Here is a 25890-nt window from a genome sequence, read left to right on the forward strand (position 1 = left end):
CCCGTTACCGCTGTGCACCCAATATCGATACACAACACAAGCCAGGTACTGCGACTCGGGTGACCGTTGATACCGCATCGTCAAATGCAGGGAACTTGCCAGTTCCATTGGTTACCCGAGTTTAATTTTTTTCGCAAGCGGGCCAATCATTGGCCACGCGACAGGGCATTCAAGCAGATGAAATTAGAAAATGCCCTCTAAAGAGCAAGACCCTTGGGCTAGAGCATCAGCCGCACGACCGACTGGCTCGGGTCGCGGGTTTTTCCGGCGGCTTTGAGTTCAGCCAAATAATCGGCCCACAGCGCGTCCTGGCGAACGGCCAGTTGGTAGAGGTAGTCCCAGGTGAACAGTCCGCTGTCATGGCCATCGTCGAAGGTCAATTTCAGTGCGTACTGGCCGGCCGGTTCGATCTTGGTCAGGCGCACGTTGAGCTTGCCGAATTGCAGGATCGGCTTGCCGTGGCCCTGGACCTCGGCGGAAGGCGAGTGGGTGCGCAGCAGCTCGGCGGGGAGTTGGTACACCTCGTCGGGACCGTAGGTGAGGCCGAGGGTGTTGGAGGTTTTGTGCAGGTTTACGGCAGTAGGGAATTTGGTCATGGCGATAATCCTGAAGAAACCGGCTCAACAATGTGGGAGCTGGCTTGTGTGGGAGCTGGCTTGCCTGCGATGGCATCACCTCGGTATCACTGATACACCGAGGTGCCTGCATCGCGGGCAAGCCCGGCTCCCACACAAGCCAGCTCCCACACTTAAGTAGGGCTTACAGGATATAACGAGACAAGTCTTCGTTCTGCGCCAATTCGCCCAGATGGCTGTTGACGTAATCCGCGTCGATCTTGATCACTTCGCCATTCTGCGCACCGGCCAGGTCGCCGGCACTGAAGGACACTTCCTCGAGCAAACGCTCCAGCAAGGTGTGCAAACGACGCGCCCCGATGTTCTCGGTCTTCTCGTTGACCTGCCAGGCAATCTCCGCCAGGCGCTTGATGCCGTCCGGCTGGAACTCGATGCCCAGACCTTCGGTTTTCAGCAGCTCACGGTACTGCTCGGTGAGCGACGCATGCGGCTCGCTGAGGATGCGTTCGAAGTCGCCCGGGGTCAGCGCCTTGAGTTCCACGCGAATCGGCAGGCGGCCTTGCAGCTCCGGCACCAGGTCGCTTGGCTTGCTCAGGTGGAATGCACCGGAGGCAATAAACAGGATGTGGTCGGTCTTGACCATGCCCAGCTTGGTGTTCACCGTGCAGCCTTCGATCAGCGGCAGCAGGTCGCGCTGTACGCCTTCGCGGGAGACATCGACGCCACCGGAGTTGCCGCGCTTGGCCACCTTGTCGATCTCATCGATAAACACGATACCGTGCTGCTCGACGGCTTCCAGGGCCTTGGCCTTGAGTTCTTCCTCGTTCACCAGGCGCCCGGCTTCTTCGTCGCGCACCAGTTTCAGCGCTTCCTTCACCTTGAGCTTGCGGCTTTTCTTCTTGCCCTTGCCCATGTTGGCGAACAGGTTCTGCAACTGGCTGGTCATTTCTTCCATGCCAGGCGGCGCAGAGATATCGACGCCGGAGACTTCGGCCACTTCGATCTCGATTTCCTTGTCGTCCAGCTGGCCTTCACGCAGGCGCTTGCGGAACAGTTGGCGGGTGTTGCTATCCGAGCTCGGCGCGGGGTCTTCGTTGAAACCCATGCGTGCCGGTGGCAGCAGGGCGTCGAGGATGCGCTCTTCGGCGGCGTCTTCGGCGCGGTGGCTGACCTTGGTCATTTCCTGTTCGCGCAGCAGCTTCAGCGCGGCGTCGGCGAGGTCACGGATGATCGACTCGACGTCGCGGCCCACATAGCCCACTTCGGTGAACTTGGTGGCTTCGACCTTGATGAACGGCGCGTTGGCCAGCTTGGCCAGACGACGGGCGATTTCGGTTTTACCGACGCCGGTAGGACCGATCATCAGGATGTTCTTTGGCGTGACTTCAACACGCAGTTCTTCGGGCAGTTGCATCCGGCGCCAGCGGTTACGCAGCGCGATGGCAACGGCGCGCTTGGCATCGTCCTGGCCGATGATATGGCGGTTGAGTTCGTGGACGATTTCGCGGGGAGTCATGGACATAGTGTTTGGCGGCCTCAAGCGGGAATAAGCCTACGGCTTACTCGGCGAGGTCCTGCTCCTCAATGGTCAGGTTGTGGTTGGTGAACACGCAGATATCGCCGGCGATGCCCAAGGCGGTCTCGACGATTTCACGGGCCGACAGGTCGGTTTTCTTCAACAGCGCGCTGGCCGCAGCCTGGGCGTAGCCGCCACCGGAACCCATGGCGATCAAGCCGTTTTCTGGCTCGACCACGTCACCGTTGCCGGTGATGATCAGGGAGGCGTCTTTGTTGGCCACGGCGAGCATGGCTTCCAGGCGGCTGAGGGAACGGTCGGTACGCCATTCCTTGGCGAGTTCGACCGCCGCGCGCACGAGGTGGCCCTGGTGTTTTTCCAGTTGGCCTTCGAAACGTTCGAACAGGGTGAAGGCGTCGGCGGTGGCACCGGCAAAACCGGCAAGCACCTGGCCGTGGTACAGGCGGCGCACTTTCTTGGCGTTGCCTTTCATCACGGTGTTGCCGAGGGAAACCTGGCCGTCGCCGCCCATGACGACTTTGCCGTGGCGACGTACTGAAACGATGGTGGTCAAGGGGAGAGTCTCCACGCAGCGGGGCGAAAATGCCCTGGTGAAAACTGATATGGGGGTGGTGGGGGGGATTTCAACCGTGGGGGTGGTGTGCGGACGAGTGGTGTGTATTGATCTGACACATTCTTCAGAACACCCAGAAACCAAATGTGGGAGCTGGCTTGCCTGCGATAGCGGTGTGTCAGTCACTGAAAATATTGACTGTTACACCGCTATCGCAGGCAAGCCAGCTCCCACATTTTGATCGGTGTCAGCGGCTCTGGCGTTGTTGTAACAACAGGTTGCTAAACCCAGCGCCGGCCAGTTGCTTCTGTGCCACGGTCAGCTGTTCACGGTTGCTGAACGGCCCCACCAGCACGCGATACCAGGTCGCGTCCTTCACCGTGCCGGACTCCACCGTCACCGCCTGGCCCAGCAGAATGATCTGCGCCCGTACGCGATCCGCATCCGCCTGCTTGGGGAACGAGCCCGCTTGCAGGAAGAACTTGGTCACCGGCGCTGCCTTGGTTTCGGCAACCGGCGGCGGTGGCGGTGGGGTGATCCCGGCCAAGGCGGCCTGGGCACGTGCCGTGTCGATCTTCGCCGCTTCCGCTGGGGTCACCGGGGTGGTCGGCACTTGTGGCGTCGGCAGGGTTTTCTCCGGCACGGCGTCAGGCGGCACGATCACTTCCGATTCCGGCAGCAGGGTGTAGAAGTCGTACTTCGGCTTCACCGGTGCCGTCGGGCTCGGCGCAGTCTTGTTGGCTTCGGCCATTTTCGTGGCCTTCTGCTGTTCCTGCTTGACCCGTTTGACGTCGTCGCCCTTGCCCGGGTCCAGCTTCATCAGGAACACGATAAACGCGCCCACGGTAAGACCGATGGCCATCCACAACCAGCCCGGAATCGGCTTCTTCGCCGGGGCCTGGTAGCGGCTGGCGCCGCGCTTGGGTGCAGGTTTTTTCTTGGCAGCCAACTTACATGCGCTCCAGGGTTTCCAGGCCCAGCAGTTCCAGGCCTTGCTTGAGGGTACGTCCCGCCAGGGCGGCGAGGCGCAGGCGGCTTTGCTTCTGGGCTTCGTCGTCGGCGGTGAGGATCGGGCAGTTCTCGTAGAAGCTGGAGAACAGGCCGGCGACTTCGTACAGGTAGGTGCAGAGGATGTGCGGTGTGCCTTTCTCGCCGACGCTGTTCAGCACTTCGCCGAATTGCGCCAGCTTGGCGGCGAGTTCCTGTTCGTGCGGGGCATCCAGCACGATCTGGCCTTCCACTTCGCTGAAATCCTTGCCCAGCTTGCGGAACACGCCGGCCACACGGGTATAGGCGTACAGCAGGTACGGCGCGGTGTTGCCTTCGAAGTTGAGCATCAGCTCGAAGTTGAAGCTGTAGTCGCTGGTGCGGTGCTTGGACAGGTCGGCGTATTTCACCGCGCCAATGCCCACCACGCGGGCGATGTTGCGCAGGTCGGCCTCGGCCAGTTCCGGGTTCTTTTCCTTCACCAGGTTGTAGGCACGTTCCTGGGCTTCGTTGAGCAGGTCGATCAGCTTCACGGTGCCGCCGTCGCGGGTCTTGAACGGGCGGCCGTCGGCGCCGTTCATGGTGCCGAAGCCCATGTGTTCCATGTGCATCGGGTGGGTGATGAAACCCGCGCGACGTGCCACTTCGAACACCTGCTGGAAGTGCAGGGCCTGGCGCTGGTCGACGAAGTACAGCGCACGGTCGGCCTTGAGCACACCGCTGCGGTAGCGCACGGCCGCCAGGTCGGTGGTGGCGTACAGGTAGCCGCCATCGGCCTTGACGATGATCACCGGCAGCGGCTCGCCTTCGGCGGTCTTGAATTCTTCGAGGAACACGCACTGCGCGCCGTTGCTTTCTACCAGCAGGCCCTTGGCCTTGAGGTCGTTGACCACATTGATCAGGTCGTCGTTGTAGGCGCTTTCGCCCATCACGTCGGCCATGGTCAGTTTGACGTTGAGCAGTTCGTAGATTTCCTGGCAGTGAGACAGGGAAATCTCGCGGAAGCGGCCCCACAGCTCCAGGCATTCCGGGTCGCCGGCTTGCAGCTTGACCACCAGGCCACGGGCGCGGTCGGCGAACTCTTCGGACTCGTCGAAGCGCTTCTTCGCAGCGCGGTAGAAGTTTTCCAGGTCCGACAGCTCGTTGCTGGTGATCGGGTTTTCTTGCAGGTAGGCCATCAGCATGCCGAACTGGGTGCCCCAGTCGCCCACGTGGTTCTGACGGATCACGGTGTCGCCGAGGAACTCCAGCACCCGCGCCACGCCGTCGCCAATGATGGTGGAGCGCAGGTGGCCGACGTGCATTTCCTTGGCCAGGTTCGGCGCCGACAGGTCAATGGCCACGCGTTGCAGCGGGCCGGCCTTGCGCACGCCGATCTTGGCGTCGGCCAGGGCCGCGTCCAGGCGCGAAGCCAGGGCCTGGGTGTTCTGGAAGAAGTTGATAAAGCCCGGGCCGGCGATTTCGGCCTTGGTGACGCTCTCGTCGGCCGGCAGCGCGGCGATGATTTTTTCCGCGAGGTCACGGGGCTTCATGCCCGCGGGCTTGGACAGCATCATCGCGATGTTGCTGGCGAAGTCGCCGTGGGTCTTGTCGCGGGTGTTTTCCACCTGGATCGCCGGCGTCAGGCCTTCAGGCAACACACCTTCGTTGACGAGTTGGGTGAGGGCTTGTTGGATCAGCTGGCGAATGGTGTCTTTCATGGTGTTCTCTTTGTGCCGCAAGCGACAGCGCGCGATGCGCGGGTGGAAAAACTGGGCATTATCCGTGGGGAGGGCGGGCTTGCCAACCGTTCAGACGGGTTGGCGGACCTGCGGGCCTCATTGCGGGCACGCCCGCTCCCACATTTAAGGGTGTTCACAATTCAAACTGTGGAGTGGATCAATACAAATCCACGGGGTCCACATCCATCGACCATCGCACCTGCCGGCCGCTGGGCATTTGCTCCAGGGCAAGTAACAGGCTACTTAACAGCCGATGCAGGGGCGCGCGGGACGTTGCCTGCAAGAGTAGCTGAGCGCGATAGCGCCCGGCGCGGCGCTCCATGGGCGCGGGCACCGGGCCGAGCAGTTCGATGCCGGTCAGACCCAGTTCGCCGAGCAAACGTTCGGCTGCGCTGCATGCTTCGTCGAGGAAACCTTCGGCCTGCCCCGGTTTATGCGCTTCGGCGCGCAGCAGGGCCAGATGGGAAAACGGCGGCAGGCCGGCGGAGCGGCGCTCGCTCAAGGCCTGCTCGGCGAAGGCAAAGTAGCCTTGTTCTGTCAGTTGGATCAGCAGCGGGTGGTCGGCCAGGTGGGTCTGGATAATCACTCGGCCGGGTTCTTCAGCGCGCCCGGCGCGGCCGGCGACCTGCACGATCAGTTGCGCCATGCGCTCGCTGGCGCGGAAGTCGCCGGAGAACAGACCGCCGTCGGCATCCAGGATCGATACCAGGGTCACCCGTGGAAAGTGGTGCCCTTTGGCAAGCATCTGCGTGCCGATCAGGATGCACGGCTGGCCTTTCTGGATAGTGGCGAACAGCTGGTTCATCGCGTCTTTGCGCGAGGTGCTGTCGCGGTCAACCCGCAGCACCGGGAAGTCCGGGAACAGAATGCCCAGGCGCTCCTCGGCGCGCTCGGTGCCCGCGCCGACCGGTCGCAGGTCCACTTTGCCGCACTGCGGGCAGTGGCGCGGTACCCGTTCCACATGGCCGCAGTGGTGGCAGCGCAACTCGCCGTGGCGCTGGTGCACGGTCATGCGCGCGTCGCAGCGCTCGCACTCGGACATCCAGCCGCAGTCATGGCACAACAGCGTCGGCGCAAAGCCACGACGGTTGAGGAACACCAGCACTTGCTGGCCGGCGGCGAGGGTCTGGCCGATGGCTTGTTGCATCGGCCCGGAAATACCGCTGTCCAGCGGGCGGCTTTTTACATCCAGGCGTAGGAAACGTGGCTGTTTGGCGCCACCCGCGCGCTCGTTGAGGCGTAGGAGGCCGTAACGACCGGTGTAGGCGTTGTGCAGGCTTTCCAGGGACGGCGTGGCCGAGCCGAGCACAATCGGGATGTTTTCCTGGCGCGCGCGCACCAGCGCCAGGTCGCGGGCGTGGTAGCGCAGGCCTTCCTGCTGTTTATAAGAACCGTCGTGCTCCTCGTCGATGATGATCAGCCCGGGGTTTTTCATCGGGGTGAACAGTGCCGAACGGGTGCCGATAATAATGTCGGCCTCACCGTCCCGCGCCGCCAGCCACGACTCCAGGCGTTCGCGGTCATTGACCGCCGAGTGCACCAGGGCGATGCGCGCATTGAAGCGTTGCTCGAAGCGCGCCAGGGTCTGCGGGCCGAGGTTGATCTCCGGGATCAATACCAGCGCCTGCTTGCCGGCTTGCAGGGTTTCGCGGATCAGCTGCAAATACACTTCGGTCTTGCCGCTGCCGGTGACGCCGGCCAGCAGGAACGCGTGGAAGCTGTCGAAGCCTGCGCGGATCGCCTCGTAGGCGGCGCGTTGTTCGGGGTTCAACGGCAATTCCGGCTGGGCCAGCCAGTGTTCGTGGCGCGGGTCGGGGGCGTGCTTGCGGATTTCCACCTGCACCAGGTCCTTGGCGAGCAGCAGGTCGAGACTGTCTTTGCTCAGCATCAGCTTGCTTAACAACTGATGGGCCACGCCGTGGGGATGTTGCGCCAGGGTTGCCAGGGCTTCGCGCTGGCGCGGGGCGCGGGCGATGCGCGGGTCGTCGAGGCGCGCGCCGGGTGCCGCCGACCAGAAACGCTCCTGGCGCGCCTCGGCCAGTTCGCCCTGGCGCAGCAGCACCGGCAGCGCCCAGCTCAGGGTGTCGCCGAGGCTGTGCTGGTAATACTGGGCCGTCCACAGGCACAGCTTGAACAGGGCGGGCGGCAGCGGCGGCGTGGCGTCGAGGATCGCCAGCGCCGGCTTGAGCTTTTCGGCGGGCACTTCGCTGTGGTCGGCGACTTCCACCAGGATGCCGATCATTTCCCGCCGGCCAAACGGCACCCGCACCCGCATGCCCGGCTGCAACTGCGCCCGCAGCACGCCGGCCGGGGCACGGTAATCGAACAGGCGGCGCAGGGGCGAGGGCAGGGCTAGGCGCAAAATGGCGTCGGGCACGCGGGGGTCTCATCTATATAGGCAGGCGGTGGCGCAGGGGCGGGAGCCTAGCAGACCTGCGATAGAGGTGTCCCGTCTCGGGTGCTTCTGTGGGAGCCGGGCTTGCCCGCGATGGCGTCATATCAGTCGCAGGGTTGGGTGTCTGACACACCGCTATCGCGGGCAAGCCCAGCTCCCACATGGATTGTGGCAAGCCAGTAGTTTCTGATGAAAGGCGCTTATCCGCGTGGAATCAGCCGGCAGCGCCGCTTGCGCGTTTAAAAAGGTCTGGTAGAATCCGCGGCCTAATTACGTGCGGTATTCGACAATAGTGTCGAGTGGCGGCACGCTAGCCCGAGGAAGTGCCATGAAAGCCGATATCCATCCAGCGTACGAAACCATCGAAGTAACTTGCAGCTGCGGCAACAAGTTCGAAACTCGTTCGAACCTGTGCAAGCCACTGGGTACTGACGTATGCAACGAGTGCCACCCGTTCTACACCGGTAAGCAGAAGACTCTGGACACCGGCGGCCGCGTACAGCGCTTTGCTGACCGTTTCGGCGCTTTCGGCAAGAAGGCTGCTACTCCAGCAGAGTAAGCCTGAAAAACCCCCTGGGTTTTTCCCGCTGAAAAAAGAGGCGCCCCCCGTGGGCGCCTTTTTTGTGCCTGGAATTTGATAAAAACCACTTGAATCGACGTTTAAATAAAAAATTGTAGACATTTTTTAAATCGATTGTGAACAGTTGAGCCCTTGTATCCCGTGGCCTTAGACCAAAGTACGGCGCTCTGGGGCCTTGACACCGGTGACTACCCAGTCTTGTAGGGACTTTACGACACGCGTATCCTCGGCGGTCCGTCGACCAACAGTAAAAGCGGAATGCCGATATGTCTGATTTGAAAACTGCCGCTCTCGAATATCATGCCAATCCTCGTCCAGGAAAGCTGAGTGTAGAGCTCACCAAAGCCACCGCCACCGCCCGCGACCTGTCGCTGGCCTACAGCCCTGGCGTGGCCGAGCCCGTACGTGAAATCGCCCGCGACCCCGAGCTGGCGTACAAGTACACCGGCAAGGGCAACCTGGTTGCAGTGATTTCCGATGGCACCGCGATTCTGGGCCTGGGCAACCTCGGCCCATTGGCTTCCAAGCCAGTCATGGAAGGCAAAGGCGTGCTGTTCAAGCGCTTCGCCGGCATTGACGTTTTCGACATCGAAGTCGACTCCGAGAGCCCGCAGGCTTTCATCGACACCGTAAAGCGCATTTCCATCACCTTCGGTGGCATCAACCTGGAAGACATCAAGGCACCTGAGTGCTTCGAGATCGAAAAGGCCCTGATCGAACAGTGCGACATCCCGGTATTCCACGATGACCAGCACGGCACCGCGATCGTTACCGCGGCCGGCATGATCAACGCCCTGGAAATCGCTGGCAAAACCCTGGCTGACGCGAAGATCGTCTGCCTGGGCGCTGGTGCCGCGGCTATCTCGTGCATGAAGCTGATCGTGAGCATGGGCGCCAAGCTGGAAAACATCTACATGGTCGACAGCAAGGGCGTGATCCAGTCCGAGCGTACCGACCTGAACCAGTACAAGGCGATGTTTGCCCACCCGTCCTCCAAGCGCACCCTGGCTGACGCCCTTGACGGTGCAGACGTGTTCGTTGGCCTGTCCGGCCCGAACCTGCTGAGCGCTGAAGGCCTGAAGTCCATGGCGGCCAACCCGATCGTGTTCGCCTGCTCCAACCCGGACCCGGAAATCTCGCCAGAGCTGGCTCACGCCACCCGCAACGACGTGATCATGGCCACCGGCCGTTCGGACTACCCGAACCAGGTCAACAACGTGCTGGGCTTCCCGTTCATCTTCCGTGGTGCCCTGGACGTTCGCGCCAAGCGCATCAACGAAGAGATGAAAGTAGCCGCGGCCAACGCCCTGCGTGAACTGGCCAAGCTGCCAGTACCTCAGGACGTGTGCGACGCCTACGGTGGCGCCAAGCTGGAATTCGGCCGTGAGTACATCATTCCGAAGCCAATGGACAAGCGCCTGATCACCCTGATCTCCGATGCCGTGGCCAAAGCCGCAATCGAGACCGGTGTGGCCACCCTGCCGTATCCGAAGAACTACCCGCTGCAAAGCGTGGATGATGTGTTCAACGGCTAAGCCGTTGTAGCGCACCAACAAAAAGCCCCGGCTCTCGCGAGTCGGGGCTTTTTGCTGTGTGGCGATTAATTCAAGCCTTGTGCAGCACCAAATGTGGGAGCTGGCTTGCCTGCGATAGCATCACCGCGGTATCACTGAAAGACCGAGTTGCCTGCATCGCAGGCAAGCCAGCTCCCACAGAAGCCAACTGCCAGCGCGTTAGAACAGATCGATCGGCGCCGCTTCATCCGCTGGCAACGGGCTGCCAGGCGCAATGCCATTGCCCAGCTCATTGACCGACGGCGGCGTGTCTTCGCTCTTGAACAGTTCGAAGTAGGCATTCGGCGTGCTTGGCGATGCCACGCGGCCACTCACCGGGTCGATCCGCAGGCTGAGGATGCCTTCCGGTTCCGGCTGGGTGTGCAGGGGCTTGTCCTTCAAGGCGGCGCCCATGTAGCTCATCCAGATCGGCAGCGCGACGGTGCCACCGAACTCGCGACGGCCGAGGCTTTCCGGCTGGTCATAGCCGGTCCACACGGTGGTCACGTAGTCGCCGTTGTAGCCGGAGAACCAGGCGTCCTTGGAATCGTTGGTGGTACCGGTCTTGCCGGCGATGTCTGCGCGGCCGAGGGCCAGGGCGCGACGGCCGGTGCCTTTCTTGATCACGTCTTGCAGGATGCTGTTGAGGATGTAGGTGGTGCGGCCATCCACAATGCGTTCGGCAACGGCAGGCGCCTGTGGCTCGGTTGGCGTCGCGGCGTTTGCAGCGGGCGTGGCACCGGGGGTCGGCTCGATGGTGATGCCACCGTTGCTCGGGGCGGCCAGGCCATCGGTAGCGGCCACGCCGTTGACCACATCACCCGGTACGCGCGGTGGGTTGGCGGTGAACAGGGTGTCGCCATTGCGGCTTTCGATCTTGTCGATCAGGTACGGCGCGATCTTGTAGCCGCCGTTGGCAAAGGTGCTCCAGCCGGTGGCGATTTCCATCGGCGTGAGGGTCGCGGTGCCCAGGGCCAGGGACAGGTTCGGCGGCAGGTCCGACTTGTTGAAGCCGAAGCGCGTCATGTAGTCGATGGTCTTGCCCACACCCATCGCCTGCAGCAGGCGGATCGACACCAGGTTGCGCGACTTGTACAGCGCCTCGCGGATACGGATCGGGCCAAGGAAGGTGTTGGTGTCGTTCTTCGGGCGCCAGACCTTGTCCAGGTATTCGTCGACAAACACGATCGGTGCATCGTTGACCAGGCTGGCGGCGGTGTAGCCGTTATCCAGCGCGGCGCTGTAGATGAAGGGCTTGAAGCTTGAGCCCGGCTGGCGCTTGGCCTGCACGGCGCGGTTGTAGTTGCTCTGCTCGAAGGCGAAGCCGCCCACCAGGGCGCGGATGGCGCCGTTCTGCGGGTCGAGGGAAACCAGGGCGCCCTGGGCCAGCGGCACCTGGCTGAATTTGAGGCTGTCGTCCTTCTGGCGTTGCACGCGGATCAGGTCACCGACCTGCGCCACGTCCGACGGCTGCTTGGGCATCGGGCCCATGCTGTTGGTGTTCAGGAAGGGCCGCGCCCACTTCATGCTGTCCCAGGCCACATGGGCTTCGCCGGTGCGGGTCAGCACCTGCACGCCGTCTTTTTGCACCTGGGTGACGATGGCCGGTTCCAGGCCGCTGATGGCGCGCTGTTTGCCCAGTTCGGTGGTCCAGGCGCTCAGGGTCTTGCCCGGCAGGCGCGACTCGGGCCCACGGTAGCCGTGGCGCTGGTCGTAGGTGATCAAGCCGGAATGCACGGCGTTGTTGGCGATTTCCTGGGTGTCGCTCGGCACCGTCGTGGTGACGCGGAAGCCTTCGGTGTACGCCTCGCTGCCATAGCGGCCGACCATCTCGGCGCGGGCCATTTCAGCGATATACGGTGCGTTCACTTCTGGCGTCGGCACGTGATAGCTGGCGTTCAACGGCTCGGCCACCGCGCTTTCGTAGGCGGCCTGGTCGATCTTGCCCAGCTTGTACATGCGGCCCAGGATCCAGTCGCGACGCTCTTTGCTGCGCGCCGGGTTGGCCAGTGGGTTGAAGCGCGACGGCGCCTTGGGCAGGCCGGCAATCATCGCCATCTGCGCCAGGCTCGCGTCACGGATCGACTTGCCGTAGTAGACCTGCGACGCCGCCTCGATGCCGTAGGCACGGTTGCCCAGGTAGATCTTGTTGACGTACAGCTCAAGGATCTCGTCCTTGGTCAGCTGGCGTTCAATCTGCAGGGCCAGCAGGATCTCGGTGGCCTTGCGCGAAAAGCTGCGCTCGCTGGTGAGGAAGAAGTTCTTCGCCACCTGCATGGTGATGGTGCTGCCGCCGGATTGAATGTGTCCGCTTTTTACCAATTGCGTGGCGGCACGAACCAGGCTGCTGGGGTCGACGCCGTAGTGGTTGGCGAAATTATCGTCTTCGGCCGACAGCAATGCGCTGATGAAATTGGGCGGAATATCGGCGAAACGGATCGGGGTGCGGCGCATTTCGCCGAACTCCGCGATCAGTTTTTCGTCGCTGCTGTAGACCCGCAAAGGAATCTGCAACTGGATACTTCTGAGGGCCTCTACGGAGGGCAAACCCGGACTAAGGTAGAGGTAGGCCCCGCTGAGTACGAGCAGCAGCCCGCAGACGATCGCGACAATGGAGTACCCGAAAAACTTCAGCAGACGAATCAAGGCTTTTGGATTTCCAGAGAAAAGAATGGGTTAGGCGTCGGGGCATGCATGGCTAACGATGGATCGACCCGGGCTGTAGGTAAAAAGCGGGGAAAAACGCTGGGCATTAAAGCATTTTTCGGCTTGGGGCGTCATTCACGCCTGCTCAGCGGCTAACCGGCGGTAGGACCGCCGTTATGACAGGGAAAGTTTTGGGGAGTTTTATGAGAAAGGGATTTTTCAGGCGAAAAGTCGATGCCGTCCTCGGCGTCGATATCAGCGACACGGCGATCAGGTTGGTCGAGCTGGGCCATTCAAGCAGCGGTTACACCATCAGAAGCTACGCCACACAGGCGCTGGCACCTCGTGCGGTGGTCGATGGCAACCTGCTGGACCTTGAGTCTGTCGGGCGTGCGCTGCAACAGGCGGTGCCCCGCTTGCACACGTCAGCCAGGTACGCGGTAATCGCCGTGGCAGGCCCGTCGGTCATTACCCAGGTGATCGACATGGAGTCCGGGCTCAGCGACGAAGAGGTGGGTTGGCGGATCCAGATGGAAGCCGATCAGTACATTCCCTATCCGTTGGATGACGTGGCCATCGACTATCAAGTGCAGGGCCCTTGCGCCCACGACCCGGCGCGGGTCGAGGTGTTGCTGGCGGCCTGTCTCAGGGCGCAGGTCGAGGCGCGCGAGGCTGTTTTGGCCCAGGCCGGGCTGGTGGCGCGGGTGGTAGATGTCGAAGGGTTTGCATTGGCGCGTGCTTGCCGTCAGGATTTCGCCAGCTTCACGCCGGGCCGTCGAGTCGATGGCGCACAATGGGCCGTGGATGCCCAGGGAATGGGAGTGGCTTGCGGGGTGGCCCTGAGGAGTTTCGCTTGATGACACGAATCAACCTATTACCTTGGCGTCAGGCCCTGGCAGAACGGCGGCGCAAGTTTTTCCTGATGTTGCTGCTGGCGTTCGCCTGTGTGGCGCTCGCAGCGGTCTGGCTGGCGGATCAAGTGATCGACCAGGCGATCGATCGACAGGTCACGCGCAACAGCCACCTGGACAAGGACGTCGCCGTCCTGGATTCACGGATCAAGACCATCGACGACCTGCAGGTGCAAAGCCAGCAATTGGCGCAACGCATGAAGGTTGTCGAGGACTTGCACGACGGGCGCTCGGCCGGTGCCCAACTGCTGGACCAGTTGGCGCGCGCCGTGCCGGATGGGGTGCACCTGCATGAAGTGGTGGCCAAGGGCGATACGGTGAGTATTCGCGGCAGTGCTGAATCCAGCCAGGACATTGCCCAGTTGATGCGTCGCCTGGAGGCCACTGAAGGTGCCCACGCCACCCGTTTGCAGCACGTGCTGACGGAAGGCGCGCGCGGCGCCAATGAATTCCAGTTGATGGTGCGCCAGGGAGAATCCGGCGAGGTGCAACCTTGAGCCTGCCCAGGCTCGATCTGTCTGCGCTCACTCACAACGCTGCCCATTGGCCACTGCCTGGCAAAGTCTTGCTGGGTGGCGCATTGGCAGGCCTGTTGTGTGTGGTGGGTGACCTTGTGTGGCTGAGCCCGTCACGGGAACGGTTGCACCAGGCCGAGGCGCAGGAAGTGGTCCTGCAACAGCAGATTCAGGAAAAAACTGCCTTGGCTGCCGGTCTGGAGGAGCGGGCTCGCCAGCTTGAGCGGATGCAGGCAAAGGTTGATGGGCTTTTTCAGGCGCTGCCCGCTGAATCCGAAATCCCCGGCCTGCTGGAAGACATCGCGCGGTTGGCATTGACCAATGGCTTGGTGGTTGAAAGCGTCACGCCGCAGGATGAGCAGCCCCAGGCTTTTTATGTCGAGCAACCGGTGGCGGTTGGCGTCAGTGGCGCCTATCACGACCTGGCGATGTTCGTCAGTGCATTCGGTGGCCTGTCCCGTTTGGTCACGGCCCATGATGTGGCCCTGCGCCCGGAGGGCAGGCTGCTGCGTCTTGAACTGCGGGTGAAGAGCTACTGGCGTGCGTCTGCGGGTGGCCGGCAGGGCGAGGCCATCACCCAGGGCGCGCGCTTTGTCTACGACTCCTCCGGCCTGCGCGACCCGTTCACGCCGCTGGCCGTCCAGGTCGATCACGCGCGTGGACGGCCAGCCCGGGCGCCGGACCTCATGCGGCCGCGTGGCGCGCTGGAAGCGTTTGCGGTCGACCAGTTCGAAATGGTCGGCACCCTGTCCCGTGGCGTGCAGGCTTTCGTTCTGCTGCGCATGGCCTCGACGGTGCACCGGCTGGCGGTCGGTGACTACCTGGGGCCGAATCACGGCCGGGTCACGGCCATTTACGCCGGGCATGTCGAGCTGGTCGAGTTGTTCCCCGATGAACAGGGTGCATGGCTGGAGCGCCCGCGAACCCTCGTGTTAAACGTCAACTCATAACGGAATCAAACCCATGAAAAGGACTTTCCTGTCCTTCGGTGTGGCGCTATGGATAGCGTTCACGGCACCGATGGCTGCTGCTGTGCCCAATCGCGTAGACCTGATCCAACTGCCGCCGCCGCAGGCGTTGGCGGGGGACAGACTCAACCTCAATTTCCAGAACATCGAAGTGCGCGCCGTGTTGCAGCAAATCGCCGACGTGGCGGGCCTCAACCTGGTGGCCAGCGACGATGTGCAAGGTTCGATCACCCTGCGACTCAAGGATGTGCCCTGGGACCAGGCGCTAGACCTGGTGCTGCAAGCCAAGGGCCTGGATAAGCGGATCAAGGCCGGCGTATTGCTGGTGGCGCCGGCCGAGGAATTGGCCGCCCGCGAACTGCTCACGCTGGAATCCCGCCGGCAGATGGACGAGCTGGCGCCGCTGCGTCGGGAGCTGTTGCAGGTCAATTACGCCAAGGCGGCGGACCTGGCCAAGCTATTCCAATCGGTGACGGGGCTGGAGGGCAGTACCGATGAGCGCGGCTCGGTGGCGGTGGATGACCGCACCAACAACATCATTGCCTACCAGACCGGCGAGCGGCTGGAGGAGCTGCGGCGCATCGTGACGCAACTGGATATTCCGGTGCGCCAGGTGATGATCGAGGCGCGGATTGTCGAGGCCAATGTGGATTACGACAAAAGCCTCGGTGCGCGCTGGGGTGGGCGGCTCAATCGTGGCAACTGGAGCGCTGGCGGCATCCCCAAACCGCTGCCGGAGGGCGCAGAACCGCCGGAAAATCCGCCCAGCTCGCCGTTTGTCGATTTGGGGGCGATTACCGGCACGTCGGGCCTGGGCGTCGCTTATATCACTGACAACCTGCTGCTGGACCTGGAACTGACCGCCATGGAGAAAACCGGTAACGGTGAAATCGTCTCACAGCCCAAGGTGGTCACGTCCGACAAGGAAACCGCGCGCATCCTCAAGGGCACCGAGATTCCCTATCAGGAATCCAGCTCCAGCGGCGCCACCTCGGTGTCGTTCAAGGAGGCCTCGCTGTCCCTGGAAGTCACCCCGCAAATCACCCCCGACGGCCACGTGATCATGGAGGTCAAGGTCACCAAGGACGAGCCCGACTACCTGAACAAACTCAACGATGTGCCGCCGATCAAGAAGAACGAAGTCAACGCCAAGGTGCTGGTCAAGGATGGTGAGACCATTGTCATCGGCGGGGTTTTCTCCAATACCCAGAGCAAAGTGGTAGATAAAGTGCCATTTTTGGGCGATGTGCCGTATCTTGGCCGCCTTTTCCGGCGCGATGTGCTGGCGGAGAAAAAATCCGAGCTGCTGGTATTCCTGACTCCGCGTATTATGAATAACCAGGCGATTGCTGTGAGTCGTTGATTCTGTGCGAAATTTGATTCTTGTAGGACCGATGGGGGCTGGAAAAAGCACCATCGGCCGTTTGCTGGCCAAAGAGCTGCGCCTGCCATTCAAAGATTCCGACAAGGAAATTGAATTGCGCACGGGTGCCAATATCCCATGGATCTTCGATAAGGAAGGCGAGCTGGGCTTTCGTGACCGCGAGCAGGCGATGATCGCCGAGCTGTGCGGCCTCGACGGCGTGGTATTGGCCACCGGCGGCGGCGCAGTCATGCGCGAAGAAAACCGTCGGGCGCTGCATGCCGGTGGTCGGGTGGTCTATCTGCATGCCTCGGTCGAGCAGCAGGTGGGCCGCACCGCCCGCGATCGCAATCGCCCGCTGCTGCGCACGGCCAACCCGGAAAAAACCTTGCGGGACCTGCTCACGCTGCGCGACCCGCTGTATCGGGAAATCGCCGATCTGGTGGTGGAAACCGATGAGCGGCCGCCGCGGATGGTGGTCCTCGACATTCTCGAGCGCCTGCAACGGCTGCCACCCCGTTAAAGCCAGGCCCGAAATGCGCTATTCTCGGCGGCGCGCCATTACCCTTTGAGGTGTGGCGTAGAGCCATCAGGCAACGCCCCATCTCGACGTTGCCGGTCGTCATACCATCTCTAACGCGGGGACACATGCAGACACTTAAGGTCGATCTAGGCGAGCGCAGCTACCCGATCCATATTGGCGAAGGTCTGCTGGACCAGCCCGAGTTGCTCGCCCCGCACATTGCCGGGCGGCAAGTGGCGATCATCTCCAACGAAACGGTCGCGCCGCTGTACCTAGAGCGCCTGAGCCGCAGCCTTGCGGCGTATTCGGTGATCTCGGTGATCCTGCCAGACGGCGAAGCCCACAAGAACTGGGAAACCCTGCAACTGATCTTTGATGGCCTGCTGACTGCGCGCCATGACCGCCGCACCACCGTGATCGCCCTGGGCGGCGGTGTGATCGGCGACATGGCCGGCTTTGCGGCGGCCTGCTACCAGCGTGGCGTGGACTTTATCCAGGTGCCGACCACCTTGCTGTCCCAGGTCGATTCGTCGGTGGGTGGCAAGACCGGTATCAACCACCCGCTGGGCAAGAACATGGTCGGCGCGTTCTACCAGCCGCAGGCTGTGCTGATCGACACCGCCACCCTCAATACCTTGCCGCCCCGCGAGCTGTCGGCGGGCCTGGCGGAAGTCATCAAGTACGGGCTGATCTGCGACGAGCCGTTCCTGGCCTGGCTGGAAGAACACGTCGACGCCTTGCGCAACCTCGACCAGGTCGCCCTGACCGAAGCGATCTCTCGCTCCTGCGCCGCCAAGGCGCTGGTGGTGAATGCCGACGAACGGGAGTCCGGCGTGCGCGCCACCTTGAACCTCGGCCACACCTTCGGCCATGCGATCGAAACGCACATGGGCTATGGTGTGTGGTTGCATGGAGAGGCCGTAGCGGCTGGCACAGTGATGGCATTGGAGATGTCGCAACGCCTGGGCTGGATCAGCGCCCAGGAGCGTGATCGTGGTATCCGCCTGTTCCAGCGCGCCGGTTTGCCGGTCATCCCGCCTGAAGAGATGACCGAGGCGGACTTCCTCGAACATATGGCGATAGACAAGAAAGTGATCGACGGTCGACTGCGACTGGTGCTGCTGCGCCACATGGGCGAAGCCGTGGTAACCGACGATTATCCAAAAGAGATTTTACAAGCCACGCTGGGAGCGGATTACCGCGCCCTGGCTCAGCTGAAAGGTTAACCAGATCCCGATGACTAGTTTGCATGCCGACGAGGCGTTCCTCGGCCATTACCAGTTAAGCCACGACCCTTTTGCTCCACGGGTGCCTGGTTTCAAATTCTTCCCGGCCCAGCGCAAGCCAGTGCTGGGGCAACTGCACCACCTGGCGCGCTACAGCCAGTTGCTGCTGGTGGTGACCGGCCCGTTGGGCAGCGGCAAGACCTTGCTGCGCCAGGCGCTGGTGGCGAGCACCAACAAGCAATCGGTACAGAGCGTGGTGGTCTCCGCGCGCGGCGCCGGTGATGCGGCTGGCGTGTTGCGCCAGGTGGCCCAGGCGCTGGACGTGTCCACGGCCGAGCCGAACGCGATCCTCAAGCAAGTGGTGCAACTGGGCCTGACCGGCCAGGAAGTCTATCTGCTGGTGGATGACGCCGAGCAGCTCGACGAATCCGCCCTTGAAGCGCTGCTGGCGCTGGCCGCCGGTACGCCGGAAGGTCGCCCGCACGTGTTCCTGTTTGGTGAGTCGTCGTTGATCGCCGACCTGGAGCAGATCAGCGGCGATCAAGAGCTGTTCCACGTGATCGAATTGCAGCCGTACGAAGAAGAAGAAACCCGCGAATACCTGGCCCAACGCCTCGAAGGCGCCGGCGCCGGTATCGAACTTTTCACGGCAAATCAGATCTCTGATATTCACGAAAGCTCCGACGGCTGGCCTGGCACCATCAACCAGGTTGCCCGCGATGCGATGATCGAAGCCATGATTGCCAGCCGCTCTGCGGTCAAGCGTCCAAAGATGGGGTTCACTATGCCTAAGAAGCACGTATTGGCTATTTCCGCGGTAGTCGTGGTGGCTGTTGCCGCCGCCTGGTTGATCCCGGGCCGCAGCAAGGCGCCGACCACTGCCGGCGCGCCAACCGAACAGGCGCAGTTGCCACTGGGCAAGCCTACTCCAAACGTTGAGTTCGCCAACTCCGGCCAGCCGACCAACCTGCCGATGGTCGGTCAGCCAGTAATGCGCGGCCCGCTCGCCGAAGAAGCCGGTGGCATCTCCGAAGGCGACGACGGCGTGCCGGTGGAAGGTTCCAGCGCCACACCGCCAACCGTTACCACCACTGCGCCACCTGCGGGCGTGCCAGCAGGCCAGCCAGCAGCCGTGGCCAAGCCGACGCCGGCACCGAGCGTCGCCGCCGCCAAGCCGGCGCCAGTGACCAAGCCGGTTGTCGCGGCGCCTGCGCCTGCTGCCAAGCCAACCCCGGCTCCGGCCGCCAAGCCGGCTGAAAAGCCTGTCACCGTCGCTAAAGCGGGCGCTGCGGGCAGCGGTTGGTATGGCAGCCAGCCTGCCAGCAACTTCGTCGTGCAGATCCTCGGCACCAGCTCCGAAGCCAACGCCCAGGCGTTCGTGAAAGAGCAGGGCGGCGAGTACCGTTATTTCAAGAAAGTGCTCAACGGCAAGCCTCTCTACGTGATCACCTACGGCAACTTCTCCAGCCGTGCAGCCGCTGATTCTGCGATCAAAGCCTTGCCAGCGAAGGTTCAGGCTGGTAAACCTTGGCCTCGCACTGTTGCCAGCGTTCAACAAGAACTCGCAACAACTCGCTGAAGATCCGGCGGCCTTACCCAGGCCGCCCTCCCGGCACCTCAAAAAATATCCGCAAGTGCGTGCTGCCCTTACAGGCCGCGCGCTTTGTGGTGTCTGCGTCACAGTGGCTTTTGAGTCGTAGCGGTCAGAATTAAAAAAGTTTTGACTAGCACAGCATATCGCTTTAAACCTTTCATAAATGCGACATAGATTTTCGACATTTCGTCGCTAAATTTGTGAGCGTCTGTGTCGGTGTGTACAATGACCTCCCTTTTGCCCCCGCTAAGCCGGCGTACGTTCGGCGTGGAAGGTAACCGGTTGAATTGAAAAGAAATTTGCCTCGATATAAGAGGCAGCCTGGTGAGAAAGTGTCTATGAAAGCAGGTCTGTACCAACCCGATGAATTCAAGGATAACTGTGGTTTCGGCCTGATAGCCCACATGCAGGGCGAGCCCAGCCACACCCTTCTGCAAACGGCCATCGAGGCCCTGACCTGCATGACCCACCGCGGTGGGATCAACGCCGACGGCAAGACCGGTGACGGTTGTGGCTTGCTGATTCAAAAGCCCGACCTGTTCCTGCGCGCTGTCGCTAAAGAGCAATTTGCTGTCGACCTGCCCAAGCAGTACGCCGTGGGCATGGTGTTCTTCAACCAGGACCCGGTCAAAGCCCAAGCCGCTCGCGAAAACATGAACCGCGAAATCGCCGCCGCCGGCCTGCAACTCGTCGGCTGGCGCAAAGTGCCGATCGACACCAGCGTCCTCGGTCGCCTCGCGCTTGAGCGCCTGCCGCAGATCGAACAAGTGTTCATCGCCGGCGATGGCCTGAGCGACCAGGACATGGCGATCAAGCTGTTCACCTCGCGTCGTCGCTCGTCGGTGTCCAACGCCGCCGACACCGAGCACTACATCTGCAGCTTTTCCCACAAGACCATCATTTACAAAGGCCTGATGATGCCGGCGGACCTCACCGCCTTCTATCCAGACCTGAGCGATGAGCGCCTGCAAACCGCAATCTGCGTGTTCCACCAGCGCTTTTCCACCAACACCCTGCCGAAATGGCCGCTGGCCCAGCCATTCCGCTTCCTCGCCCACAACGGCGAGATCAATACCATCACCGGCAACCGCAACTGGGCCGTGGCCCGTCGCACCAAGTTCGCCAACGATCTGATGGACCTGGAAGAGCTCGGCCCGCTGGTCAACCGCGTCGGCTCTGACTCCTCCAGCATGGACAACATGCTCGAACTGATGGTCACCGGCGGCATCGACCTGTTCCGTGGCGTGCGCATGATCATTCCGCCTGCGTGGCAGAACGTCGAAACCATGGACCCGGACCTGCGTGCGTTCTACGAGTACAACTCGATGCACATGGAGCCGTGGGACGGCCCGGCCGGCGTCGTAATGACCGACGGTCGCTACGCCGTGTGCCTGCTCGACCGCAACGGCCTGCGCCCGGCGCGTTGGGTGACCACCACCAACGGTTTCATCACCCTCGCGTCGGAAATCGGCGTGTGGAACTACCAGCCCGAAGACGTGATTGCCAAAGGCCGCGTCGGCCCTGGGCAGATCCTTGCCGTGGACACCGAAACCGGTCAGATCCTCGACACCGATGCGATCGACAACCGCCTGAAGTCCCGTCACCCGTACAAGCAATGGCTGCGCAAGAACGCCCTGCGCATCCAGGCGACCATGGAAGACAACGACCACGGTTCGGCGTTCTATGACGTCGACCAGCTCAAGCAATACATGAAGATGTACCAGGTCACGTTCGAAGAGCGCGACCAGGTGCTGCGCCCGCTCGGCGAGCAAGGCTACGAGGCCGTCGGCTCCATGGGCGATGACACGCCGATGGCCGTGCTGTCCCAGCGCGTGCGCACGCCGTACGACTACTTCCGCCAGCAGTTCGCCCAGGTGACCAACCCGCCGATCGACCCGCTGCGCGAAGCCATCGTGATGTCGCTGGAAGTGTGCCTCGGTGCCGAGCGCAACATCTTCCAGGAGTCGCCTGAGCACGCCTCCCGCGTGATCCTCAGCTCGCCAGTGATTTCCCCGGCCAAGTGGCGTTCGTTGATGACCCTGGACCGCCCAGGCTTCGACCGCCAGATCATCGACCTGAACTACGACGAGAGCCTCGGCCTTGAAGCCGCTGTGCGCAATGTCGCCGACCAGGCCGAAGAAGCCGTGCGCGCCGGTCGTACGCAGATCGTGCTGACCGACCGTCACATCGCCCCGGGCAAGCTGCCGATCCACGCCTCCCTGGCTACCGGCGCGGTGCACCACCGCCTGACCGAAAAAGGCCTGCGCTGCGACTCCAACATCCTTGTCGAAACCGCCACCGCCCGCGACCCGCACCACTTTGCGGTGCTGATCGGCTTCGGCGCCTCGGCGGTGTATCCGTTCCTCGCGTACGAAGTACTCGGCGACCTGATCCGTACCGGTGAAGTGCTGGGCGACCTCTACGAGGTGTTCAAGAACTACCGCAAAGGCATCACCAAGGGCCTGCTGAAGATCCTGTCGAAGATGGGCATCTCCACCGTCACGTCCTATCGCGGTGCGCAATTGTTCGAAGCCATCGGCCTGTCCGAAGAAGTCTGCGACCTGAGCTTCCGTGGCGTGCCAAGCCGTATCAAGGGCGCGCGTTTCGTCGACATCGAAGCCGAGCAGAAAGCCCTGGCCTTGGAGGCCTGGAGCGCGCGCAAGCCGATCCAGCAAGGCGGTCTGCTCAAGTTCGTGCACGGTGGCGAATACCACGCGTACAACCCGGACGTGGTCAACACCCTGCAAGCCGCCGTGCAGCAGGGCGACTACGCCAAGTTCAAGGAATACACCTCGCTGGTGGATAACCGCCCGGTGTCGATGATCCGCGACCTGTTCAAGGTGAAGACCCTGGACACGCCGATGGACATCAGCGAAGTCGAGCCGCTGGAATCGATCCTCAAGCGCTTCGACTCCGCCGGTATTTCCCTGGGCGCCTTGTCGCCTGAGGCCCACGAAGCCCTGGCCGAAGCCATGAACCGCCTGGGTGCGCGTTCCAACTCCGGCGAAGGCGGCGAAGACCCGGCGCGCTACGGCACGATCAAGAGCTCGAAAATCAAGCAGGTCGCGACGGGCCGTTTTGGCGTGACCCCGGAATACCTGGTCAACGCCGAAGTGCTGCAGATCAAGGTAGCCCAGGGCGCCAAGCCCGGTGAAGGTGGGCAACTGCCAGGCGGCAAGGTCAACGGCCTGATCGCCAAGCTGCGTTATGCCGTGCCGGGCGTGACCCTGATTTCGCCGCCGCCGCACCACGACATCTACTCGATTGAAGACTTGTCGCAGCTGATTTTCGACTTGAAACAAGTCAACCCGAAGGCCCTGGTCTCGGTGAAACTGGTGGCAGAAGCCGGCGTGGGCACCATCGCCGCCGGCGTGGCCAAGGCCTATGCCGACCTGATCACCATCTCCGGCTACGACGGCGGCACCGGCGCTTCGCCGCTGACCTCCATCAAGTACGCTGGCGCGCCATGGGAGCTGGGCCTCGCCGAGACCCACCAGACCCTGCGCGGCAACGACCTGCGCGGCAAGGTCCGCGTGCAGACCGACGGCGGCCTGAAAACCGGCCTCGACGTGATCAAGGCCGCGATCCTCGGCGCCGAAAGTTTCGGCTTCGGCACCGCGCCAATGATCGCCCTGGGCTGCAAATACCTGCGCATCTGCCACCTGAACAACTGCGCCACCGGCGTAGCGACGCAGAACGAGAAGCTGCGCAAGGATCACTACATCGGCACCGTCGACATGGTGGTGAATTTCTTCACCTACGTCGCCGAAGAGACCCGTGAGTGGCTGGCCAAGCTGGGCGTGCGCTCGCTGGAAGAGCTGATCGGCCGCACCGATCTGCTGGAAATCCTCCAGGGCCAGACCGCCAAGCAGCACCACCTGGACCTGACGCCGCTGTTGGGCAGCGATCACATTCCGGCTGACAAACCGCAGTTCTGCGGCGTCGAGCGCAACCCGCCGTTCGACAAAGGCCTGCTGGCCGAGAAGATGGTGGAAATCGCCGGATCGTCGATCAATGACGCCAGCGGTGGTGAGTTCGAACTGGATATCTGCAACTGCGACCGTTCCATCGGCGCACGCATCTCCGGCGAAATCGCGCGCAAGCACGGCAACCAGGGCATGGCGAAAGCGCCGATCACGTTCCGCTTCAAGGGCACTGCGGGCCAGAGCTTTGGCGTGTGGAACGCCGGTGGCCTGCACATGTACCTGGAAGGCGACGCCAACGACTACGTGGGCAAGGGCATGACCGGCGGCAAGCTGGTGATCGTTCCGCCCAAAGGCAGCGTCTACAAGACCCAGGACAGTGCCATCATCGGTAACACCTGCTTGTACGGCGCCACCGGTGGCAAGCTGTTTGCCGCCGGTACTGCCGGTGAGCGTTTCGCTGTGCGTAACTCCGGTGCCCACACCGTGGTGGAAGGCACTGGCGATCACTGCTGCGAGTACATGACCGGGGGCTTTGTCGCGGTACTGGGCAAGACCGGTTACAACTTCGGTTCGGGCATGACCGGCGGTTTCGCCTACGTGCTCGACCAGGACAACACCTTTGTCGACAAGGTCAACCACGAGTTGGTCGAGATCCAGCGGATCAGCGGCGAAGCCATGGAATCCTACCGGAACCACTTGCAGCACGTGCTGGACGAGTACGTCGAGGAGACCGGCAGCGAATGGGGTCGTAACCTCGCCGAAAACCTCGATGATTACCTGCGTCGTTTCTGGCTGGTCAAGCCCAAGGCTGCCAACCTGAAATCGTTGCTTTCCAGCATCCGTGCCAACCCGCAGTGATATGCGCCTGAAGAGTTTGATGAGGTTTTAACATGGCTGAACGTCTGAATAACGACTTCCAGTTCATCGATGTCGGGCGCAAAGATCCGAAGAAGAAACTGTTGCGTCAACGCAAGAAAGAGTTCGTGGAAATCTACGAACCCTTCAAACCCCAGCACTCGGCCGACCAGGCCCACCGTTGCCTGGGTTGCGGTAACCCGTATTGCGAATGGAAGTGCCCGGTGCACAACTTCATTCCCAACTGGCTCAAGTTGGTGGCCGAGGGCAACATCCTCGCCGCCGCCGAGCTGTCGCACCAGACCAACACCCTGCCGGAAGTCTGCGGCCGGGTGTGCCCGCAGGACCGTCTATGTGAGGGTGCCTGCACCCTTAACGACGGCTTTGGCGCGGTGACCATCGGCTCGGTGGAGAAGTACATCACCGACACCGCGTTCGCCATGGGCTGGCGCCCGGACATGTCCAAGGTCAAGCCGACCGGCAAGCGCGTCGCCATCATCGGCGCCGGCCCTGCCGGCCTGGGCTGCGCCGACGTCTTGGTGCGTGGCGGCGTGACCCCGGTGGTGTTCGACAAGAACCCGGAAATCGGCGGCTTGCTGACCTTCGGTATCCCCGAGTTCAAGCTGGAAAAAACCGTGCTGAGCCACCGCCGTGAAGTGTTCACCGGCATGGGTATCGAGTTCCGTCTCAATACCGAAATCGGCAAAGACATCACCATGGAGCAACTGCTCGAAGAATACGATGCCGTATTCATGGGCATGGGCACCTACACCTACATGAAGGGCGGCTTTGCCGGTGAGGATTTGCCGGGCGTTTACGACGCGCTGGACTTCCTGATCGCCAACGTCAACCGCAACCTGGGCTTTGAAAAGTCGCCGGAAGATTTCGTCGACATGAAAGGCAAGAAGGTCGTGGTGCTCGGCGGTGGCGACACCGCGATGGACTGCAACCGGACGTCGATCCGCCAGGGCGCCAAGTCGGTGACCTGCGCTTATCGTCGTGACGAAGCCAACATGCCCGGCTCGCGCAAAGAGGTGAAGAACGCCAAGGAAGAAGGCGTGAAATTCCTCTACAACCGCCAGCCGATTGCCATCGTCGGTGAAGACCGTGTCGAAGGCGTGAAGGTGGTCGAGACCCGTCTCGGCGAACCGGACGCCCGTGGCCGTCGCAGCCCTGAGCCGATCCCGGGTTCCGAAGAAATCATCCCGGCCGACGCCGTGGTTATCGCCTTCGGTTTCCGCCCAAGCCCGGCGCCGTGGTTCGAACAGTTCCAGATCCAGACCGACAGCCAGGGCCGCGTGGTAGCCCCGGAACAAGGCCAGTACAAGCACCAGACCAGCAACCCGAAGATCTTCGCCGGTGGCGACATGGTGCGCGGTTCCGACCTGGTGGTAACCGCGATCTTCGAAGGTCGCAATGCCGCCGAAGGCATCCTGGATTACCTGCAAGTCTGATTTGAAAC

At 62.3% G+C, this 25890-nt stretch carries 17 protein-coding genes and 1 pseudogene; 11 read left to right on the forward strand and 7 right to left on the reverse strand.

All coding sequences use genetic code 11. The annotated features are described in order from the left end of the window. Positions 1 to 218: 218 nt before the first annotated feature. From B348_RS0125475 to B348_RS0125500, 6 genes are all read right to left on the reverse strand, one after another. The gene (locus B348_RS0125475; protein ID WP_017738855.1) at positions 219 to 596 is read right to left on the reverse strand and encodes a gamma-butyrobetaine hydroxylase-like domain-containing protein; all 378 of its coding nucleotides are present in this window, start codon (positions 594 to 596) and stop codon (positions 219 to 221) included. 163 nt (positions 597 to 759) lie between these two features. Beyond that, positions 760 to 2097, reverse strand: coding sequence for an ATP-dependent protease ATPase subunit HslU (gene hslU, locus B348_RS0125480; protein WP_017738856.1), 1338 nt, complete (start codon positions 2095 to 2097; stop codon positions 760 to 762). A gap of 37 nt (positions 2098 to 2134) precedes the next feature. Then, a complete protein-coding gene (hslV, locus tag B348_RS0125485) occupies positions 2135 to 2665 on the reverse strand; it encodes an ATP-dependent protease subunit HslV (RefSeq protein ID WP_017738857.1) in 531 nt (176 codons plus the stop codon). A gap of 247 nt (positions 2666 to 2912) precedes the next feature. Continuing rightward, the gene (locus B348_RS0125490; protein ID WP_017738858.1) at positions 2913 to 3614 is read right to left on the reverse strand and encodes an SPOR domain-containing protein; all 702 of its coding nucleotides are present in this window, start codon (positions 3612 to 3614) and stop codon (positions 2913 to 2915) included. Position 3615: 1 nt separating this feature from the next. After that, positions 3616 to 5352, reverse strand: a complete 1737-nt coding sequence (argS, locus tag B348_RS0125495) for an arginine--tRNA ligase (protein ID WP_017738859.1) — start codon at positions 5350 to 5352, stop codon at positions 3616 to 3618. Between the two features lie 178 nt (positions 5353 to 5530). Next, complete coding sequence (locus B348_RS0125500; RefSeq protein ID WP_017738860.1) at positions 5531 to 7750, reverse strand: primosomal protein N'; 2220 nt, start codon at positions 7748 to 7750, stop codon at positions 5531 to 5533. A gap of 346 nt (positions 7751 to 8096) precedes the next feature. Between B348_RS0125500 and rpmE the strand changes: the two genes are divergently transcribed. Next, a complete protein-coding gene (gene rpmE, locus B348_RS0125505; RefSeq protein ID WP_017738861.1) occupies positions 8097 to 8327 on the forward strand; it encodes a 50S ribosomal protein L31 in 231 nt (76 codons plus the stop codon). A 287-nt stretch (positions 8328 to 8614) separates the two neighbouring features. Continuing rightward, complete coding sequence (locus B348_RS0125510; protein ID WP_017738862.1) at positions 8615 to 9883, forward strand: malic enzyme-like NAD(P)-binding protein; 1269 nt, start codon at positions 8615 to 8617, stop codon at positions 9881 to 9883. A gap of 198 nt (positions 9884 to 10081) precedes the next feature. Here B348_RS0125510 and B348_RS0125515 read toward each other — a convergent pair whose 3' ends face one another. Further along, the gene (locus tag B348_RS0125515; protein ID WP_370695308.1) at positions 10082 to 12544 is read right to left on the reverse strand and encodes a penicillin-binding protein 1A; all 2463 of its coding nucleotides are present in this window, start codon (positions 12542 to 12544) and stop codon (positions 10082 to 10084) included. Between the two features lie 206 nt (positions 12545 to 12750). Between B348_RS0125515 and pilM the strand changes: the two genes are divergently transcribed. From pilM to B348_RS0125560, 9 genes and pseudogenes are all read left to right on the forward strand, one after another. Beyond that, positions 12751 to 13404, forward strand: coding sequence for a type IV pilus biogenesis protein PilM (gene pilM / locus B348_RS0125520; protein ID WP_026137062.1), 654 nt, complete (start codon positions 12751 to 12753; stop codon positions 13402 to 13404). Beyond that, a complete protein-coding gene (locus B348_RS0125525; RefSeq protein ID WP_017738865.1) occupies positions 13404 to 13955 on the forward strand; it encodes a PilN domain-containing protein in 552 nt (183 codons plus the stop codon). The genes pilM and B348_RS0125525 overlap by 1 nt, the downstream gene beginning before the upstream one ends. Beyond that, the gene (locus tag B348_RS0125530) at positions 13952 to 14923 is read left to right on the forward strand and encodes a pilus assembly protein PilP (RefSeq protein WP_026137063.1); all 972 of its coding nucleotides are present in this window, start codon (positions 13952 to 13954) and stop codon (positions 14921 to 14923) included. The genes B348_RS0125525 and B348_RS0125530 overlap by 4 nt, the downstream gene beginning before the upstream one ends. A 139-nt stretch (positions 14924 to 15062) precedes the next feature. Continuing rightward, a pseudogene (locus B348_RS0125535) lies at positions 15063 to 16304 on the forward strand (type IV pilus secretin PilQ); the annotation flags it as partial. Positions 16305 to 16308: 4 nt separating this feature from the next. Then, positions 16309 to 16827, forward strand: a complete 519-nt coding sequence (gene aroK, locus B348_RS0125540) for a shikimate kinase AroK (protein WP_016979191.1) — start codon at positions 16309 to 16311, stop codon at positions 16825 to 16827. Between the two features lie 125 nt (positions 16828 to 16952). Beyond that, complete coding sequence (gene aroB / locus B348_RS0125545; RefSeq protein WP_017738869.1) at positions 16953 to 18053, forward strand: 3-dehydroquinate synthase; 1101 nt, start codon at positions 16953 to 16955, stop codon at positions 18051 to 18053. A gap of 10 nt (positions 18054 to 18063) precedes the next feature. Beyond that, a complete protein-coding gene (locus B348_RS0125550; protein WP_017738870.1) occupies positions 18064 to 19632 on the forward strand; it encodes an SPOR domain-containing protein in 1569 nt (522 codons plus the stop codon). Between the two features lie 353 nt (positions 19633 to 19985). Beyond that, positions 19986 to 24431, forward strand: coding sequence for a glutamate synthase large subunit (gltB, locus tag B348_RS0125555; RefSeq protein WP_026137064.1), 4446 nt, complete (start codon positions 19986 to 19988; stop codon positions 24429 to 24431). A gap of 32 nt (positions 24432 to 24463) precedes the next feature. Continuing rightward, positions 24464 to 25882 (forward strand): FAD-dependent oxidoreductase, encoded by a 1419-nt coding sequence (locus B348_RS0125560; protein WP_016979195.1) that lies wholly within the window; start codon positions 24464 to 24466, stop codon positions 25880 to 25882. Positions 25883 to 25890: the final 8 nt, after the last annotated feature.

Source organism: Pseudomonas sp. CBZ-4 (assembly GCF_000346755.1).
Classification (GTDB): Bacteria; Pseudomonadota; Gammaproteobacteria; order Pseudomonadales; family Pseudomonadaceae; genus Aquipseudomonas.

Coding starts and splice junctions, on each gene's coding strand:
- B348_RS0125475 (WP_017738855.1), bottom strand. CDS start 596: ATGACCAAATTCCCTACTGCCGTAAACCTGCACAAAACCTCCAACACC.
- hslU (WP_017738856.1), bottom strand. CDS start 2,097: ATGTCCATGACTCCCCGCGAAATCGTCCACGAACTCAACCGCCATATC.
- argS (WP_017738859.1), bottom strand. CDS start 5,352: ATGAAAGACACCATTCGCCAGCTGATCCAACAAGCCCTCACCCAACTC.
- rpmE (WP_017738861.1), top strand. CDS start 8,097: ATGAAAGCCGATATCCATCCAGCGTACGAAACCATCGAAGTAACTTGC.
- B348_RS0125510 (WP_017738862.1), top strand. CDS start 8,615: ATGTCTGATTTGAAAACTGCCGCTCTCGAATATCATGCCAATCCTCGT.
- pilM (WP_026137062.1), top strand. CDS start 12,751: ATGAGAAAGGGATTTTTCAGGCGAAAAGTCGATGCCGTCCTCGGCGTC.
- B348_RS0125525 (WP_017738865.1), top strand. CDS start 13,404: ATGACACGAATCAACCTATTACCTTGGCGTCAGGCCCTGGCAGAACGG.
- aroB (WP_017738869.1), top strand. CDS start 16,953: ATGCAGACACTTAAGGTCGATCTAGGCGAGCGCAGCTACCCGATCCAT.
- B348_RS0125550 (WP_017738870.1), top strand. CDS start 18,064: ATGACTAGTTTGCATGCCGACGAGGCGTTCCTCGGCCATTACCAGTTA.
- gltB (WP_026137064.1), top strand. CDS start 19,986: ATGAAAGCAGGTCTGTACCAACCCGATGAATTCAAGGATAACTGTGGT.
- B348_RS0125560 (WP_016979195.1), top strand. CDS start 24,464: ATGGCTGAACGTCTGAATAACGACTTCCAGTTCATCGATGTCGGGCGC.